Annotated in this window: 17 protein-coding genes; 7 read left to right on the forward strand and 10 right to left on the reverse strand. The window is 58.6% G+C overall.

Translation table 11 applies throughout. The features are described 5' to 3' along the window. Nucleotides 1–106 precede the first annotated feature (106 nt). From FGZ14_RS04275 to FGZ14_RS04285, 3 genes are all read left to right on the forward strand, one after another. The gene (locus FGZ14_RS04275; protein WP_139921556.1) at nucleotides 107–904 is read left to right on the forward strand and encodes a patatin-like phospholipase family protein; all 798 of its coding nucleotides are present in this window, start codon (nucleotides 107–109) and stop codon (nucleotides 902–904) included. A 48-nt stretch (nucleotides 905–952) separates the two neighbouring features. Continuing rightward, nucleotides 953–1,522 carry a 1-acyl-sn-glycerol-3-phosphate acyltransferase gene (locus FGZ14_RS04280; protein WP_139921558.1) on the forward strand — a complete coding sequence of 190 codons (570 nt, stop codon included), beginning with the start codon at nucleotides 953–955 and terminating at the stop codon, nucleotides 1,520–1,522. Between the two features lie 98 nt (nucleotides 1,523–1,620). Then, nucleotides 1,621–2,145: a hypothetical protein gene (locus tag FGZ14_RS04285; protein WP_139921560.1), complete on the forward strand. Its 525-nt coding sequence runs from the start codon at nucleotides 1,621–1,623 to the stop codon at nucleotides 2,143–2,145. 101 nt (nucleotides 2,146–2,246) lie between these two features. Here FGZ14_RS04285 and FGZ14_RS04290 read toward each other — a convergent pair whose 3' ends face one another. Both FGZ14_RS04290 and FGZ14_RS04295 read right to left on the reverse strand, forming a co-directional pair. Beyond that, complete coding sequence (locus FGZ14_RS04290) at nucleotides 2,247–2,912, reverse strand: DUF4159 domain-containing protein (RefSeq protein ID WP_139921562.1); 666 nt, start codon at nucleotides 2,910–2,912, stop codon at nucleotides 2,247–2,249. Between the two features lie 144 nt (nucleotides 2,913–3,056). After that, nucleotides 3,057–3,764, reverse strand: a complete 708-nt coding sequence (locus FGZ14_RS04295) for a 16S rRNA (uracil(1498)-N(3))-methyltransferase (RefSeq protein ID WP_139921564.1) — start codon at nucleotides 3,762–3,764, stop codon at nucleotides 3,057–3,059. Nucleotides 3,765–4,047: 283 nt separating this feature from the next. Here FGZ14_RS04295 and FGZ14_RS04300 point away from each other — a divergent pair, with 283 nt between their 5' ends. After that, nucleotides 4,048–4,440 (forward strand): hypothetical protein, encoded by a 393-nt coding sequence (locus FGZ14_RS04300; RefSeq protein WP_139921566.1) that lies wholly within the window; start codon nucleotides 4,048–4,050, stop codon nucleotides 4,438–4,440. Between the two features lie 48 nt (nucleotides 4,441–4,488). After that, nucleotides 4,489–5,577 (forward strand): SDR family oxidoreductase, encoded by a 1,089-nt coding sequence (locus FGZ14_RS04305; protein ID WP_139921568.1) that lies wholly within the window; start codon nucleotides 4,489–4,491, stop codon nucleotides 5,575–5,577. Between the two features lie 124 nt (nucleotides 5,578–5,701). Here the strand turns inward: FGZ14_RS04305 and FGZ14_RS04310 are convergent, their stop codons facing one another. Beyond that, a complete protein-coding gene (locus FGZ14_RS04310) occupies nucleotides 5,702–6,487 on the reverse strand; it encodes a S1/P1 nuclease (RefSeq protein ID WP_139921570.1) in 786 nt (261 codons plus the stop codon). A 121-nt stretch (nucleotides 6,488–6,608) separates the two neighbouring features. Here FGZ14_RS04310 and FGZ14_RS04315 point away from each other — a divergent pair, with 121 nt between their 5' ends. Next, complete coding sequence (locus tag FGZ14_RS04315; RefSeq protein WP_139921572.1) at nucleotides 6,609–7,166, forward strand: hypothetical protein; 558 nt, start codon at nucleotides 6,609–6,611, stop codon at nucleotides 7,164–7,166. Between the two features lie 39 nt (nucleotides 7,167–7,205). Here FGZ14_RS04315 and pckA read toward each other — a convergent pair whose 3' ends face one another. Continuing rightward, nucleotides 7,206–8,819, reverse strand: coding sequence for a phosphoenolpyruvate carboxykinase (ATP) (pckA, locus tag FGZ14_RS04320; protein ID WP_139921574.1), 1,614 nt, complete (start codon nucleotides 8,817–8,819; stop codon nucleotides 7,206–7,208). A gap of 252 nt (nucleotides 8,820–9,071) precedes the next feature. Between pckA and FGZ14_RS04325 the strand changes: the two genes are divergently transcribed. Further along, on the forward strand, nucleotides 9,072–10,496 hold the full coding sequence (locus tag FGZ14_RS04325; RefSeq protein ID WP_139921576.1) for a peptide MFS transporter: 1,425 nt from the start codon (nucleotides 9,072–9,074) through the stop codon (nucleotides 10,494–10,496). A gap of 387 nt (nucleotides 10,497–10,883) precedes the next feature. On the opposite strand, the gene groL is transcribed toward FGZ14_RS04325, so the two are convergent. From groL to FGZ14_RS04355, 6 genes are all read right to left on the reverse strand, one after another. Then, nucleotides 10,884–12,521, reverse strand: coding sequence for a chaperonin GroEL (groL, locus tag FGZ14_RS04330; RefSeq protein WP_139921578.1), 1,638 nt, complete (start codon nucleotides 12,519–12,521; stop codon nucleotides 10,884–10,886). A gap of 42 nt (nucleotides 12,522–12,563) precedes the next feature. Continuing rightward, nucleotides 12,564–12,854, reverse strand: a complete 291-nt coding sequence (groES, locus tag FGZ14_RS04335; protein ID WP_045687497.1) for a co-chaperone GroES — start codon at nucleotides 12,852–12,854, stop codon at nucleotides 12,564–12,566. Between the two features lie 329 nt (nucleotides 12,855–13,183). Further along, entirely contained in the window at nucleotides 13,184–13,561 is a 378-nt protein-coding gene (secG, locus tag FGZ14_RS04340) for a preprotein translocase subunit SecG (RefSeq protein WP_139921581.1), read from the reverse strand. Further along, nucleotides 13,562–14,980, reverse strand: coding sequence for a hypothetical protein (locus FGZ14_RS04345; RefSeq protein ID WP_139921583.1), 1,419 nt, complete (start codon nucleotides 14,978–14,980; stop codon nucleotides 13,562–13,564). A 125-nt stretch (nucleotides 14,981–15,105) separates the two neighbouring features. Beyond that, nucleotides 15,106–15,639: an LptE family protein gene (locus FGZ14_RS04350; RefSeq protein ID WP_139921585.1), complete on the reverse strand. Its 534-nt coding sequence runs from the start codon at nucleotides 15,637–15,639 to the stop codon at nucleotides 15,106–15,108. Continuing rightward, nucleotides 15,620–16,948, reverse strand: coding sequence for a sigma-54-dependent Fis family transcriptional regulator (locus tag FGZ14_RS04355; RefSeq protein WP_139921588.1), 1,329 nt, complete (start codon nucleotides 16,946–16,948; stop codon nucleotides 15,620–15,622). The genes FGZ14_RS04350 and FGZ14_RS04355 overlap by 20 nt, the downstream gene beginning before the upstream one ends. Nucleotides 16,949–17,084: the final 136 nt, after the last annotated feature.

Consider the following 17,084-nt stretch of genomic DNA (forward strand, 5'->3'; position numbering starts at 1 on the left):
GGTAGGGCGGCTCCGGCGGCTTTGCCCGTAGCAGCCCCAAGGGGTCCGGCGCGCGGCAGAACTCCTGGGGCTGCTGCTCACCATTTCACCACTCACTGTTTCACCCATGCTAGGACTGGCCTTGTCGGGCGGGGGCGCCCGTGGTATTGCCCATTTGGGGGTGCTGGCGGCTCTCGATGAGCTGGAACTACCCATTAGCCATCTGGCCGGCGTGTCGTCCGGGGCCATTGCGGCCACGTTTTACGCGGCCGGCGTGCCGCCCCGGGAGATTCTGCGCCTGTTTCAGGAAGTGAGCCTGACGCAGCTGACGCGCATTTCCCTGAGCCGCTACGGTTTGCTCCGTATTGATGGGGTAGGCCAGCTCTTTGAGCAGCACCTGGGGGCCGAGTCCACTTTCGAGCAGCTGCGCCTTCCTCTGACGCTGGTTGCCACAGATATTATCGAAGGAACTTCAGTTCATTTCTCCGACGGGCCTCTGATTCCACCCTTGCTGGCCTCCTCGGCCGTGCCCGTACTCTACCGCCCCGTGGTGTACCAGGGCCGGCACCTGGTAGATGGCGGCCTGCTGATGAACCTGCCCACGGCCGCCCTGCTCGACAAGCCGGGGCTGCGGGTGGTAGGCGTGCACTGCAACCCGCCGCACCGCGAGGCGCGTATTGCTTCGTTGCGCGGCTTAATAGAGCGCACGCTGAATTTGGTAGTAGGAGCCAACACGGTGGTTAGTAAGCAGCATTGCGACCTGCTGCTGGAGCCGCCCGAGCTAGGCGACTACCGGATGATGCACTACAAGCGCGCCCCCGAGCTGTTCGACATTGGGTACCGCTACACCCTGAGCCGGGCCCCCGAGCTGAGGGCGCTGCTCCGGGAGCCGCACCCCGGTGGCGCTTCCGCTTCAATTCTCTAGCTTTGACTTTCGGCAGCACTTGGTTGCTGCCATCTTCTACTTTTTCGCATGGCTCGTAAGACCTCTACGTTCTGGTATCTGTTTTCGAAGTTCTGGTTCCGGATTACCGGCTGGCACCTGGGGCCACAGGTGCCGCCTAACATCAAGAAAAGCATGATGATTGCGGCCCCGCATACTAGTAACTGGGATTTTATGTTTGCCCGCGCCGCCTTCTTTCTGATGGACGTGGACGTGAAGCTCACCATCAAGAAAGAATGGACTACTATTCCGGTGCTGGGCGGACTGGTGCGCAGCCTGGGCGGCCTGGCTGTGGACCGCAGCAAAAACAACAGCCTCGTGGATGGTATGGTACAGCTCTTCAAGGAGCGCGAGGAGCTGGTCATTCTCATCACCCCGGAAGGAACGCGGTCCTACCAGCCTAAGTGGCGCAAAGGCTTCTACCACGCTGCCCTGGGTGCCGGCGTACCCATTCTGCTGGGTTACCTCGACTATAAGAATAAGGAAGCCGGGGTAGGGCCTGCGTTCTGGCCTACCGGCGACTACGAAAAGGACCTGGAGGAAATCAAGGCATTTTACCGCACCAAACAGGGCCGGTTCCCGGAAAAGGGAGTGCGCTAATGAAAGCCCGCGGGGCTTGCGCTCTTACTTAAGCAGTAAGGAGCAAGCCGGCAGTTTGCTTTCTTTCCGTACCTTCTCCAGCTACTAGCATACTACCCATGGAAAAGCTGCAAACCCTGGCCTGGATTCTGCTCGGGCTGGTCATGTTTATCTGGCGAATGGTGCAGAAGGCCCGGGCTACGACGGCCCAGGAGCAACGGGAGCGGAAATTCACCCGGCCCGACAGCCGCGGCCGACCCCGCCCGGTGGCGCCGGGACTGCCTGGTACCTCATTCGAGGAGCTGCTTCGGCAGATGCAAACCCAAAATCAGGGCGGCGCGGCCCCTTCTGTCCCGCAACCGGAGGCAACCCCGGCCGGGCGGCCGCTACCGCGCGAAACCGCCCCGGCGCCCCGCTCCCTGGAGCAAAACGCACCCACTCGCTCCCTGGAAGCTCCGGCCCGGCCCGCCCGTCGGGCTGCCACACTCCCCCGCGCCGGGCAGCAGTCCACCCCCGATTACTGGCAGCGGCAGCAGGCCCGGCCCGAAGAGGCCCCGGCGTCATCCTTTGCCGAGCGCCTGCGCAATCCTGCGGATGTGCGCATGGCATTTGTGCTGGGCGAGATTCTACAACGCAAATTCTAGCCGATCCGCTCACCCTATAAAGTCCGCTCACCCCTTGGCGGCAACCTACAGCAACGCATAGGTTGCCGCCAAGGGGTGAGCGGACTTTATAGAGGTAGGGCTTAGTCCTGGGTTAAGGCGTACGTGATGAGGTTAGCGCCCATTTTCAGGGCGGCTTCGTGGGTTGCGGGGGTGTCCTCAGGATAGGTACCCAGATCCTCCCAGCCGTTGCCCAGGTCGCACTCATAGCTATAGAAGCATACCAACCGGCCTTTGTAAAGCAGCCCGAATCCCTGGGGCCGCTTGCCGTCGTGCTCGTGCACCTTGGGCAGGCCGCGCGGAAACTGGAACTTCTGATGATACACCGGGTGGGAGAAGGGCAACTCCACGAAGTCCAGCTCAGGAAACACCTTCTTCATCTCGGGCCGGATAAACTTATCGAGCCCGTAATTATCATCAATGTGCAGAAAGCCGCCGCCGGTGAGGTAGCGCCGCAGGTTGCGGGCCTCGGCATCGGTAAAGGACACGTTGCCATGGCCTGTCATGTGGATGAAGGGATACGTCAGCAGCTCCGGCGAGTCGAGCTCCACGGTAGCTTCCTCGGGGTCGATGTTGGTTTTGAGCGCCTGATTGCAGAACCGGATCAGGTTGGGCAGGCTGGTTTTGTTGGCGTACCAGTCGCCGCCCCCGCCGTAGTGTAGCTTGGCAATGCGGAAGCTGGGCGCCGCCGGCATGGCGGCCGCAAACAGCAGCAAAACCAGCAGGGCCGATAAGAGGGACTTCATCATACCGTAAAGATGGGGCGAAAAGGTAGGAACTGCCGGGTACAACGGGCGACTATGTGCGGGAGGTTCCGGCCGGGCCAGGGGGGAGGCGGCGCTCAGAGTAAGTAGCTGGTATGGAAACAGTTTGCTCCATGATGGGGTAGCCGCTTAAGCTAACTCCCGGGCTATGTGCACGGTGTGTACGGCGGCCAGGGCGGCCGTTTCGGTGCGGAGACGGGAGGCTCCCAGGGTTACGGGCCGGATACCGCGGGCAAAAGCGGCCTCAATCTCATGGGGGGTAAAGTCGCCTTCGGGCCCGATAAGGATGCAGCAGCCCGCCCCGGCAGCTGCCACCCGCGAAAGCGGAGTCCGTTCGCCATCCTCCAGATGGGCAATAAAAGTGGTTTCGGGCGCGACGGTGGGTAGGAAACGGGCAAAATCGGTGAGCTCCACGAGCTGCGGCAGCCACGCCTGTCCCGACTGCTTCAGGGCACTGACGGCAATTTTTTCCAGGCGGTCCAGCTTTAGCTCGCGGCGCTCGGAGCGGGCGCAGCGCAGAAACGTCAGGGTGTCCACGCCTATTTCCACGGCTTTTTCCACCAGCCACTCCATGCGGTCGAGGTTTTTAGTAGGAGCTACCGCTACGTGTACCTGGTAGGAGCGTGGGGCTACCTGCTGCTTCTGCAGGATGCGCAACTGGCAGCGCTTGGGGTCGGCTACTTCCACCTGGGCTTGGTACACACCGCCACGGCCGTCAACTAGCACCACCGCATCGGTGGGCCCGAGCCGAAGCACGCGCACGGCGTGCTTGCTTTCGTCCTCGGGCAGGGTGTAGGTGGGTAGGGTAAGCTGGGGAGCGTAGAACGTGTGGGCCATAAGGCAAAACTACGGCGAATGGGGCAGAGCAAACTAGCCTGGTATCCCCGTCCGGATGCTAAAGCCAGCTAACCAAGTGTTTCCGTGTCCTGACGAAGGCTAGATGATACGCATAACTAAGGGTTTACCTCCTGATAAATACGGAATGTGAGGCCCATTGCCGAAAGTTCCGGGCCAATCCGACGTAGAAAACGGCCAGCTTACTACTGTGTCATCTGCCGGACGGGCTGGCAACCAGCCAGTCCGTCCGGTACCTGCTCTTACCTTTTTCCTTTTCAGCCTTATGAAACAGCCCATTTCCCGCGTGCAGCATGGCTTCACCGACTATTCCTACATTCCTGCCGTGGCTACTGCCCCGGAAACAGTAGGGTTCACCGACGAAAAAACCGCCACAACTCTTTGCCGGGTGCTGGCGGGTAATATCCTGCTGACCAGTCTGTTCACCCGGGCCGAATGGGGGCTGGTGCGGGCGATGCCCTACAAAGCACACCTGATGGCTGATGTTGCGGTAGGGGCCTTTGCAGCCAGTGCGCCCTGGCTGTTTGGCTTCGCGGAAAACAAGCGGGCCCGCAATACTTTCCTGGTGGCAGGGGCATTTGGACTGATGGCGGGCCTGCTCTCGCGCCCCGAGGAAATGTCGGAAGTGGGCGCAACCCCTGCGCCGTCAAACGAGTAACCTCTACGGTATCTGTGCTCTTTCCCGCGCACCAACCTCAATCCACCCATGGCAGTTAAACTCAAGAAGCTCAAGAACCAGACCATCGTCATTACCGGGGCCTCCTCGGGCATTGGGCTGGTAACGGCCCGCATGGCAGCCAAATCCGGCGCCCGACTGGTACTGGCCGCCCGCAGCGAAAATGCCCTGCGCCAGCTCACCAATGAAATCAACCAGGCCGGGGGCCAGGCAACCTACGTGGTGGCCGATGTCAGCAAGCCCGAAGACGTGCGGCGCCTGGCCCGCGAGGCCGCGCACACCTACGGTGGCTTTGATACCTGGATCAACAACGCCGGCGTTTCCATCTATGGTAAAATAGAGGAGGTGCCCGTTGAGGATATGCGCCAGCTGTTTGAGGTAAACTTCTGGGGTCTGGTGAACGGCTCGCTGGAAGCAGCTAAGCACCTGAAACAGAAGGGTGGGGCTATCATCAACGTAGGCAGCATCCTGTCCGACATCACGGCCATTCTGCAAACCATCTATAGCGCCAGCAAGCACGCCGTAAAGGGATTTACCGATGGCCTGCGCATGGAGCTGGAAATGGACGGTGCCCCCATCTCGGTAACCCTGATTCAGCCGGCCGCTATTGATACGCCTTATCCCATTCACTCCAAGAACTTTATGGAGCGCGAGGCCAAGCACGCCCCGCCGGCTTACGCCCCGGAAACGGTAGCCCGTGCCATTCTGCACTGCGCCACCACCCCGGAGCGCTCGGTAGTAGTAGGCGGCGGCGGTAAGGCCATGATTGGTATGGAGCACTGGACGCCGGCTCTGTTGGATAAGTTTATGGAGAAGTCCTTCTCCAAGCAGGAAAAAGCAGATTACGCCCCGCGTCCGCTGCAGCAAAATGCCCTCGACCGCCCCATGGGCTCCTTGGAGGAGCGGGGCAACTACCCCGGCCACACCCGCGAAACCAGCTTCTACACCGAAACCGTAACGGCTGGCAGCCCGGCCTTGCGCACGGCTTTGCTGGTAGGAGCAGGGGTAGCGCTGGCGGCCTGGCTCGGCGGCAAAAACCGAAACGGCAGCAAGAGTAGCAACGGTAGCAGCAACGGCAAGAACGAGGAAATCAGCGCCCTGGCGTTCCACGACAGCTAAGCTCCAGTGTATCTTGGTTGAGCAGGCATAACGGTTCTTTTGCTCGTCTGACTGCTCACTTAATAACCGAAAAGCCCATTTACCAACTGGTAAATGGGCTTTTCGGTTGTTAAGTGAGGTAGAGTTAACCCAAGGTTTTATTAAGCAGCCCGGCTAGGCGCACACCAGCTTCCACAATGCGCTGACGCATCAGGTCAGCGTGGGCGGGGTAGTACTTGTAGTCCACGTCGGTGCCGGCGGGGGTTTCCTGGTAAAGCTTCTCCGAGGATTGATACGACTCCCACAGCCACTGCTCGGGCGCGGCGCCCTGCAGCTGCCGGATCTGACGACCCCGTAGCTTCTGGTCGTACTGCTGAGCCATTTCGGTGTACGTCAGGCCCTGGTAATCGAGCAGGCCGCTGTCCCAGAGGCTGTGCAGGTTGGTGTCGCGGCCGCGGTATTTCAGCTTGATGTCGTTGCCTCCCTTGTCCTCGGCGTGGCCTGTGTGCATGGGCTGGTGAATATCGCCCACCAGATGCACCACAAACTTGAGGGCCGCTGCGCGCTCCTCCTTAGTTTTACTGGCATCGGACAGAATTTTCATCTGCGCTTCTAAAGCACTGTATGCGTTAGCGGTAGTCTGCGACTTTACGGCTTGCACGTACTGGTCGCGGGGCAGGCCCGAGGGCGTGTTCACGTAGTGCCAGGGGGCCGTGTCCTTAAACTCGGGGTAGTAGCGGATTTCATCGGGCCAGGTGCTAACCAGGGTTAGGGTTTCCGTGCCCAGCAGGCGCTGCACCTCGCGCCGGGCCTTGCGGCTGAGGTGGTTTTCGGCAATTTTGCCCACGGCCCGGTGGCCATCGGCGCCCCAGGCCCACAGGGTCAGCGGCGACAACAGGCACAGCAGCAGCGGAAGAAGACGCTTACGCATATAGCAAGTGAAAAAGGAGGGTGTGTGGCCGCAAAAGTAGCGCCTTTGAAAAGGAATCTGGTACTATTCCGCGTAAACTTGCTTCCGGCCAGAAAATCCTCCGCTCCCGACTTACTCACCTATGCACACCCCGGAATACTGGCGCGGCCTTACATTCGACTATATCATCACCTACTCCTTGTTGCGCGGCCCTAAATGGAAACACCTGTTGGAGGCTATGCGTCATGAAAAGGACATTAGCCGCAGAGCGCTGCTGACTGCTACCCCTGCTGAACTGCCAGAGCTTCGGGCCCGATTGAAGCGAATAGAACGTAAGAACGATCTGGAAACTCTCCTGACCACGGCTGGCAATCAGGCATATAATATCACGGCTACCCCCACCGATACGCTCAACCGGGGTTCTGCAGAAGTAGAGGAGCTAGGCCGAATTTTGCAAACACCTTGTCAAGACCTCCTGTACTTGATGTGTGCTCCGGTATTCCGCGACGCGCTGGCTTTTTACGACGCGGAGCATCGGCTGGTGGGAGTGCTAAATGTTTGCTTCGGCTGCAGCGCTATCCAGACAGAAAGCGGCCAGGATGTAGGGGCTGATTACCGCGTGTATGACCAGCTGCGCAAATGGTTTCAGCGGCTGGGCCACCAGATAGAGGTGGTAGATTACAAAGAAAGGCCCGGCTAGCTTGAGCTAACCGGGCCTTTTAATAACCTAAACAACCAGCTACACGCTGGCTACTACCTCGGCTTTCGGAGCGCCGGCCAGAATTTCTTCGTTGGCGTAGTCGGCGTACTTCTTGAAGTTGGCTACGAACTTGTGGGCCAGGTCGGTAGCCGTGCGGTCGTACTCTTCCTTGTCAGCCCAGGTGTCGCGGGCATCCAGAATTTCAGCAGGTACGCCGGGTACTGCCGCCGGAATTTCCACCCCGAAGATGGGATGCTTGTGGAAGGTTACGTCGTCCAGCTCGCCGTTGAGGGCAGCCGTAATCATGGCGCGGGTGTAGCTGAGCTTCATGCGCGAGCCAACGCCGTAAGAACCGCCCGTCCAGCCGGTATTCACCAGCCACACGTTCACTTCGTTTTCGTCCATTTTCTTGCCCAGCATCTCGGCGTATTTGGTGGGGTGCAGGGGTAGGAACACCGCACCAAAGCAGGCCGAGAAAGTAGTCTGAGGCTCAGTAACGCCCATTTCCGTGCCCGCTACCTTGGCCGTGTAGCCCGACATGAAGTGGTACATGGCATGGCTCTTGTCGAGCTTGCTGATGGGAGGCAGCACCCCGAAGGCATCAGCCGTCAGAAAGAAGATGTTCTTGGGCGCATCGGCTACCGAAGGCTCAATGGCATTCGGAATGTAGTTGATGGGGTAAGCCGTGCGGGTGTTTTCCGTCACCGACTTATTGGCGTAATCTACGGTGTGCGTACCCGGCACGAAGCGGGTATTCTCCACGATAGAGCCGAACTTAATGGCATTCCAGATTTCGGGTTCCTTCTCGGCCGAGAGGTCAATAACCTTGGCGTAGCAGCCGCCCTCAAAGTTGAAGATGCCCGCGTCCGGAGTCCAGCCGTGCTCGTCGTCGCCGATGAGGCCGCGGTTAGGGTCAGCGGAGAGTGTAGTCTTGCCCGTGCCCGAGAGGCCGAAGAAGATAGCCGTGTCGCCGTCCTTACCTACGTTGGCCGAGCAGTGCATGCTCAGGGTTTCCCGCTCGTGGGGCAGGAGGTAGTTGAGCACCCCGAAAATGCCCTTCTTCATTTCGCCGGCGTAGCCCGTACCCCCAATCAGAATCATCTTCTTGGTGAAATTCAGAATAGCGAAATTTTTCTGGCGCGTACCATCCACGGCCGGATCAGCCTCGAAGCCGGGGGCGCAAATGATGCTGAAATCGGGTGTCCAGCTCGTGTCCGCACCCTCGGTGGGGCGCAGGAACATATTGTAGCAGAACAGGTTGTGCCAGGCTAGCTCGTTTACTACCCGCAGCTTCAGCTCATAGGTAGGGTTAGCGCCGGCGTAGGCGTCGCGCACGTAAATCTCCTTGTCCTCCAGGTACTGCACCATCTTCTGGTGGAGCTGGTCAAACTTGTCGGCGTCGAAAGGAATGTTGATGTCACCCCACCAGACACTGTCCTGGGTATTGGCATCTTTTACTACGAACCGGTCTTTGGGCGAGCGGCCGGTGAAGGCACCGGTGTCCGCCATCAGGGCGCCAGTGTCGGTGAGGGTGCCTTCGCCCCGGCGCAGGGCTTCCTCTACCAGCTCGGCGGGGGTGAGGTTGAGGTGTACCCGGGCGGCGCGGGAAATGCCCAGGGGGGCGAGGCGGGCGTTGGCGGCGGAGTCCATCATAGGGCCGAAAACGGGGGTTGGGGTGGGTGGGAAACTGGGGGAATTGAAAGACAAAAATAGACAAAAACCGGAGGTGGGCACGGTTTTCGATCAAAAAATAGCGAAAATTCGCTATTGGCGGAGCTGAACGATCTGCTGACGCTTGCCTAACGAGTGTTAGCACACCAGGGTTAAGAAACTTTTGTAGCTTTACCAACTAGCCTCACGGTTTCGCTTAGGCTTCCTACTTATCACACCTCTTCCTTCACGTTCATGCAAACAACCTCCGCTGTTCAGGAGCAGCCGATTGCAAAACAGGGCCACCCGCCGGGGCTCTACCTCCTTTTCTTCACTGAAATGTGGGAGCGGTTCAGCTACTACGGTATGCGCGGCCTGCTTATGCTCTATTTGTCGAAAACGGCAATACAGGGCGGACTGGGTATTGACGCGGCCAGTGCTTCGCTTATTTACGGCTACTTCACCGGCTTCGTGTACCTGACCCCCATCCTGGGCGGGTGGCTGGCTGATAAGTATATCGGGCAGCGCCGGGCTATTCTGATTGGTGGCCTGACCATGGCCGTTGGGCAGTTTTTCCTGTTCATGCAGCCGGCTCTGTCCACGGATGCCTTCTTCTTTGGCCTGCCCTGGCCGACGGTTATTGGCCTGCTGCTCCTGATTCTGGGCAACGGTTTCTTTAAGCCGAATATCTCCACCATTGTAGGGAAACTGTACGCGCAGGGCGACCCACGCCGTGATGCGGCTTTTACTATCTTCTACATGGGTATTAACACGGGCGCTTTTATTGCTCCGCTCGTGTGCGGCTACCTGGCCGAAGATATGTTTGCTACGAAAACGGTGGTTGATGGCGTGGAGCAAGTAGCTAGCTACGGCTTCCGCTACGGCTTCCTGGCCGCCGGTATTGGAATGCTGTTGGGCCAGTTGGCCTTTAACTTGCTGGGTAAGAAGTACCTCGGCGACGTGGGAATGTACCCCGAAGGCCAGAACGAAGACAAAACCGTTACCAAGGCTCCTCTTACTAAGGAGGAAACCGACCGTATGGCCGTTATCTTCATCATCACGCTCTTCGTGGTATTCTTCTGGGCTGGCTTCGAGCAGGCCGGTTCCTCGCTGACGCTGTACACCGATAAGTACATCAACCGTGAGGTAGCAGGCTTCCTGATTCCGACCTCCTGGTTCCAGTCCGTAAACGCCGGCTTCATTGTGCTGCTGGGCGCGCCCGTAGCCGCTTTGTGGGTAAGCCTGAGCCGCAAGGGCAAGGACCTGAGCATCCCTGTGAAGATGGGTCTGGGTATGGTGCTGCTGGGCGTCGGCTTCCTGTTCATGGTAGGCGCTGTGCTGGAACGCGGCGGCGACGTAGCCGACCAGACCATCAAGGCCAGCATTCTGTGGCTGCTGGCTACCTACTTCTTCCATACCATTGGTGAACTCTGTCTCTCGCCGGTTGGGCTGTCAATGGTGTCGCGCCTTTCGCCGCCTACCCTCACTTCTATGCTGATGGGTGTGTGGTTCCTGGCACCCTTCGTAGCCCAGATTGCTGGTGGCTACATTGCCTCCTATGTAGAGGAATTGGGCGCTCTGAAGGTGTTCGGCCTGATTGCCGGCTTCGTCATCCTGGCTGGTCTGATTCTGATTGCCATTGCCAAGAAGCTGTTCCACATGATGCACGGCCGCGGCTAAATCACGGATTTTTCGGATTACACGGATTTCGTCTTAATCCACAAAAAGCCCCATTGGCATTGCCAATGGGGCTTTTTCGTATAAGTATCTATCACATAGAAAAGCTAGTCCTTTCCAGTCTGATGCCTTTGGCATCTGAAGGTTAGCTGGTTTCGTGCTGGCTTCGGGTTGAAGAGGTTTGTGGTCTTAGGAGGGGTAGGCGGTAAGCGCATGGAATACTGTTCCAGCGACCCGAATAAGGCCACCATCAACTCTTCAGGCGCCTCCGGCGCCGGACCGCATACGCCGCTACCTTCACACGAGTAACAAGTAAAAAGCCCCGCTGGCAACGCCAACGGGGCTTTTTGTGGGATATAACGGAATCCGTGTAATCCGAAAAATTCGTGATTACATCATGCCGCCCATGCCGCCCATGCCGGGCGATACGGCGCCAGCGCCGGACTTCTCATCTTCCGGCTCGTCCGAAATTACGCACTCGGTGGTCAGGAGCAGGCCGGCAATCGAAGCGGCATTTTCCAGAGCCAGGCGGGTAACTTTGGTCGGGTCGAGGATACCAGCGGCCATCAGGTTTTCGTAGCGGTCCTCGCGGGCGTTGTAGCCGTAGTCAGCAGAGCCTTCACGTACTTTCTGTACTACTACCGAGCCTTCGCCACCGGCGTTAGCCACGATGGTACGCAGGGGAGCCTCGATAGCCGTGCGGATGATGTTTACACCGGTACGCTCGTCGCCGTTCAGGGTGTCAACACCTTCCAGCGCGTCCAGAGCGCGCACCAGAGCCACGCCACCACCAGGAACTACGCCTTCTTCTACGGCAGCGCGGGTAGCGTGCAGAGCATCGTCAACGCGGTCTTTCTTCTCTTTCATCTCTACCTCAGTGCTAGCACCGATGTAGAGGATAGCTACGCCGCCCGACAGCTTTGCCAGACGCTCCTGCAGCTTCTCTTTGTCGTAGTCAGAAGTAGTAGTGCCGATTTGGGCTTTGATTTCGTTTACGCGGCTGGTGATACCATCTTTGTCGCCACGGCCGTTTACGATGGTCGTGTTGTCTTTGTCGATGATAACTTTCTCAGCCTGACCCAGGTACTCCAGGGTAGCGCTGTCCAGCTTGTAGCCGCGCTCTTCCGAAATTACGGTACCGCCGGTCAGCACAGCAATGTCTTCCAGCATCGCCTTACGACGGTCACCGAAGCCAGGAGCTTTTACAGCAGCAATTTTCAGCGAGCCACGCAGCTTGTTTACCACCAGAGTAGCCAGAGCTTCGCCGTCCACATCTTCCGAGATGATAACCAGGGGCTTGCCGGTCTGAACAACCTGCTCCAGTACGGGTAGCAGCTCCTTCATGGTGCTCACCTTCTTGTCGTAGATGAGGATGAAGGGGTTGTCGAACTCAGCCTCCATTTTCTCCGGGTTGGTCACGAAGTAAGGAGAGAGGTAGCCACGGTCGAACTGCATGCCTTCCACCGTTTTTACTTCGGTTTCGGTGCCGCGAGCTTCTTCCACGGTGATTACGCCTTCTTTACCCACTTTATCCATGGCGTAGGCAATCATTTTGCCGATTTCCATGTCGTTGTTGGCCGAAATAGCGCCTACCTGGGCAATTTCCGACGAGTTTTCAATCTTCTTGGACTGAGCCTTCAGGTTGGCAACCACGGCAATAACTGCCTTGTCGATGCCACGCTTCAGGTCCATGGGGTTAGCACCGGCAGCTACGTTCTTCGAGCCAGCGGCGTAGATAGCCTGGGCCAGTACGGTAGCGGTAGTAGTGCCGTCACCGGCCTGGTCGGCGGTTTTGGAAGCTACTTCCTTCACCAGCTGAGCGCCCATGTTTTCAATCGGGTCAGCCAGCTCAATTTCCTTGGCTACCGTCACCCCGTCTTTGGTGATGCTCGGCGCGCCGAATTTCTTGTCGATAACCACGTTGCGGCCTTTGGGGCCCAGGGTTACCTTCACTGCGTTTGCTAGTTTGTCAACGCCGCGCTTCAGCTTGTCGCGGCCATCGGTATCGAATTGGATGTTCTTAGCCATCTTGGGTTCGGATGTTGGGAAATCAGAGAGGGAGAGAAAAACTTACAGTACGGCGAAGATGTCCGACTCCTTCATAATGAGGTAGTCCTGACCATCGACAGTGATTTCAGTGCCGGCATACTTGCCATACAGCACCTGGTCACCAGCTTTTACCTGCGGCTTGATGGTAGTGCCGTTGTCGGCCACTTTGCCTTCGCCTACGGCAACTACTTCGCCACGCTGGGGTTTCTCCTTGGCCGTGTCGGGGATGATGATGCCCGATTTGGTTTTCTCCTCGGCAGCGGCCGGCGCAATGATTACGCGGTCAGCCAGCGGTTTGATGCTAAGCGACATATTGTACGTTTTGGTTGAAAGGTTTACTTGAAGTAAGACGGTGAAGGGCGAGCTACACTTCCTGTGCCAGCCCCGCTAAACCTGACAGAATGGACGCTTTTGCCCCGATTCTGCGCCAGGATTGCATTGCTGGCTGTCAGTCCTGACAGAAAAAGTTTCCGTTGAGGCCAAAGGTTGCGCGGCTGTACGCCCATTTCGTCGAATAGTTGGCAGCCGGGCGGCAGAAAATAAGGGCTTCTTCTCCGAAAGAGGGTAGCCGGTTCGTTGGGAAACAAAAAGCCGGTAGCCCCGCGAGGAGCTACCGGCTTCGAGGCCAAGTAGGCAATACGTTATTGGGCAGGAGCCGGGGTAGGCTGAGCGGCCGGAGCCGTAGCGGGCGCCCCAGCCGGAGCGCCGGGGGCTGCCGCACCGGGTACAGCCGGAATACGCGTTTCCAAGGCTTTCTGCTGGTTGATGCTGCGAACCGGCCCTGCTTCGGAGGCGCCTCCTACTACGTGGGTACCCAGGCTGAGCAGCATCAGGCCGATGGCAAAGCCCCAAGTGAGTTTTTCGAGCAGGTCGCCGGTGCGCTTTACGCCCATGAGCTGGGCCGCGCCACCCGCGCCAAACTGGCTGGAAATTCCGCCGCCCTTGGGGTTTTGGGCCAGCACTACCAGGGCCAGCAGCAGGCAAACAAGAAGAATCAGGGCAATAAGAGCGTAGTACATCTACTCCGGGGATTGTTGCAGTTGTTGAATTTGCTCGGCAAAGTACGCCTTTTTTTCCGGCTGTCGTTCCATCAGGCGCTCATATATTTCAATAGCCTTATCCCGCTTACCCTGCCGCACCATGATTTTGGCGAGGCTTTCGGAGGCCAGCGCGGGCGGGGTGCTGGTGCTGCGTACCGATAAGTCGGCCTGCTCTTCGGCCGGCAGCGGCACTCCAACCGGCGTTTTAATGCGCGGCTGGGTTTTGAGGAACTGGTTGATCAGATCCAGGGAAGAGGCCTGAGGCTTGGGCTTATTGTTCTTCAGATGAGCCAGCAGCAGGGCGTCCGGCTCAAAAAAGGCATCCAGCGGCAGATCAAGCGTGTAGCCGTCGTGGGGCTGCAGGTCGTAGCCCAGGCGGCTGCCGGCACCCAGCGCGTAGCCTACCTCCTTATCGGCGCGGAAGGGCACGGAAACAACCGGAAGCGGGGTACCCGTGTTGCGCAGAGTTGGCAGCTCCTCGTCTTCTTCATCGGCGTCATCGAGCCCGGAAAGCAGGTAGCCCGAGGGCGTTGGCAGGTCAGGCTCACTCAGCCCAAACTCGAAGCGGGAGATGCCTGCCTCCGCTGGCGGCCGGATGGGCGGGGCCATGGCTGGCAGCAGATCCGTGTCCGGCGTAGGTTCCTCGCTGGCAACGGGTTCGGGCACGTTCGGGACTTCCGCGGGGGTAGGGGCCTGCTCGGGCTGAGCTAGATCAACTTCCTGGAAAATAGCCTGCGTTACTTCGGCATCTTCCGTCTCAGGCTCCCCGGCATTGGTTTCCGGTACTGCTTCAGCGGCCGGTGCAGGCACTTCAACCAAGGAGTCCAGCGGAAGCACGTCTTCAGTAGAAGCTACTTCCGCTTCTGGCAATGGCTCTGACGCCTGCTCCTGCGCCGTTACTGGCTCCTCCTGGCTCTCAACGAACAGGCCAGAAACCTCCGCCTCAGGTTCCGCTATGGCAGCTGCTTCCAATACGGCAACAGGCTGCTCAACCTGAGTAGCGTCCGGAACAAGTTCGGAACGGATTGACTCATTGCCAGGCTCTTCTCCCGACGGTGACGCCTTTACAGTGCTATCAGGCAGAAACGCCGTGAAAACATCAGCCTCAGGCTGAGCTACCTGGGTGGGCGTAACTGCCTCTGGGGCCGTTGCTGGTTCCAGGGCGGCGGGTTGTTCCAGCAGCTGGCGCAGCAGGTTGCGGTCGGCGGCGTAGGTAGCGGCCCGGCGCAGGCGCTGACTGGCCAGCATGCTGCCCCGGTCGTGGGCGGCTTTGGCCAAGAGCACATGGGCCGTCTGGCAGTAAGGAAAGGCGGCCGCCAGCTGTTCCAACTCCCGGACCTCGGCATTCGAAATTCCGTTGACGTGGTCCAGGATATGCAAAAGCGACGCGCGGGTCATAAGAGGAGGGTGAATGGCAAAGAAGGGATGGGGGCGAAGGTACTACACCCGCGCAGCACGGCAACGGGGCGGGGTAGGAAGATGCCGGCAAGAAGCCTGCTCGTATCCAGGAGCAGGCTTCTTGCTTACCAGTTGGCTACCGATTTGTTAAAGGCGTCGCTGATAATATTACGAAACAGCTCGCGCAGGGCGGTCGGGTCGTTGTTGATGCTGGTAATGTCGCGGGAAGCAGGGAAGGGCCGGGTCGTTTGCAGGGTCTGCTCGAAGTCCTGCTTGGGGTCCTTGGTATTGGTAAACTTTACCCGAACCTGAATAGTCAGCTGGTTGGCGCCGGCCAAATCCTGCCCGTTTTGCTGCTGAATGGCTGCCGGGGCGAAATCGTAGGCAATGATCTGTCCTTCAAACTGCAGGTCACCGTCGCGCGGGACCAGCTTCAGGGTTGTGTTGCGTTGGAAATAGTCCTTGAAGTCCTCGGTAAACCGGGGGGCCAGGAAGGAGGGGCCATTGTTGGCGTTGTTGGCAAACGTGGCAATGGAAATCGTCTTTACGGAAGGGTCGATGCTGGTGCCGGTGAAGGAGTACACCCCGCAGCCACTAAACAGAGGTAGCAACAGCAGCAAAACCAGCCCAAAAGCCCAATTACGCTTGTTCCAGATCATATTGCTTGAGTTTGCGGTAAAGCGTACGCTCGGAAATGCCGAGGTCGTGGGCGGCGTATTTACGTTTGTTGTTGTGCTTTTTGAGGGCCTTGATAATCATTTCCTTTTCCTTGGCCTCCAAAGAAAGGGTTTCCTCCTCCGTTTCGTGCGGAATGTCTTCCACCCGCTGCACTTCCTCCTCGTAGTCCGTCGTATCGTCCATAGAAAGGTCGCGCGGACTCAGGATATACTCAGCAGGACCAGTTTCGGGGCTGGCGGGGCGAAGGGGACGGGCCGCCGAACCGTCGTAGGGAGCCACGCTCAGGTTGTTGAACAGGTGACTGTTCTGGCGCAGCAGCTCCTGGGTTTCCTGGGGGCGCTGCCCGGCCGCGAGGTCGAGAACCAGCTTTTTCAGGTCGGTCATGTCGCGGCGCATATCGAAGAGAACCTTATACAACAGGTCGCGCTCCGAGTAGGCGTTACCGGCCCCATCAGTGGCAGAGCCGGCGGCGCTTACCAGCATGGGCAGACGGCTGCTTTGGTCGGCGGGCAGGTAGCTGCGGAGGCGGCGCGAATCGACCTCCCGCTCTGTTTCCAGCACCGACATCTGCTCGGCCACGTTCTTGAGCTGGCGGATGTTGCCCGGAAACCGGAAGCGCTGCAGCTCCTGCACCGCATCGGAGGTCAGGCTGATAGGCTTTACCCGGTAGCGGTCGGCAAAATCCGTAGCGAACTTCCTAAACAGTAGGTAGATATCGTCGCCTCGTTCACGCAATGGTGGAACTGAAATCGGAACGGTGTTGAGGCGGTAGTATAGGTCTTCGCGGAAGCGGCCTTCGCGCACGGCATCCAGCAGATTCACGTTGGTAGCCGCCACTACCCGCACATCGGTCTTCTGTACTTTCGAGGAGCCGACCCGGATAAATTCGCCGTTCTCCAACACCCGCAGCAGGCGGGCCTGGGTGCCCAGCGGCATTTCCCCAATCTCATCGAGGAAGATGGTGCCGCCGTTGGTTACCTCGAAATAACCCTTGCGGGCTTCCTGGGCCCCGGTAAAGGAGCCCTTCTCGTGGCCAAACAGTTCGGAGTCAATGGTGCCCTCTGGAATAGCCCCGCAGTTGATGGCAATGAACTGCCCGTGCTTGCGGGGCGAAAGAGCATGGATAATCTTCGAAAATGACTCCTTACCCGAGCCGCTTTCCCCGGTGATAAGCACCGTCATATCCGTCGGCGCTACCTGCGCGGCCACCTGGATGGCATAGTTCAGCGAGGGAGCATTACCGATAATGCCGAACCGCTGTTTAATAGATTGTATTTCGGAAGGAGTCAAGGTCAGGAGTGGGTTTTCGTGGGATAGACGAAAAAGGGCAGTGGTTTATTTTGCAGAAGACGGACAAGCTTCTCTATCCGGAGATATCCGCCTACTCTGACCACAAGAGTCAGCGGCTACCTGCGCAACCATGTAC

The organism is Hymenobacter sp. DG01 (assembly GCF_006352025.1).
GTDB lineage: Bacteria > Bacteroidota > Bacteroidia > Cytophagales > Hymenobacteraceae > Hymenobacter.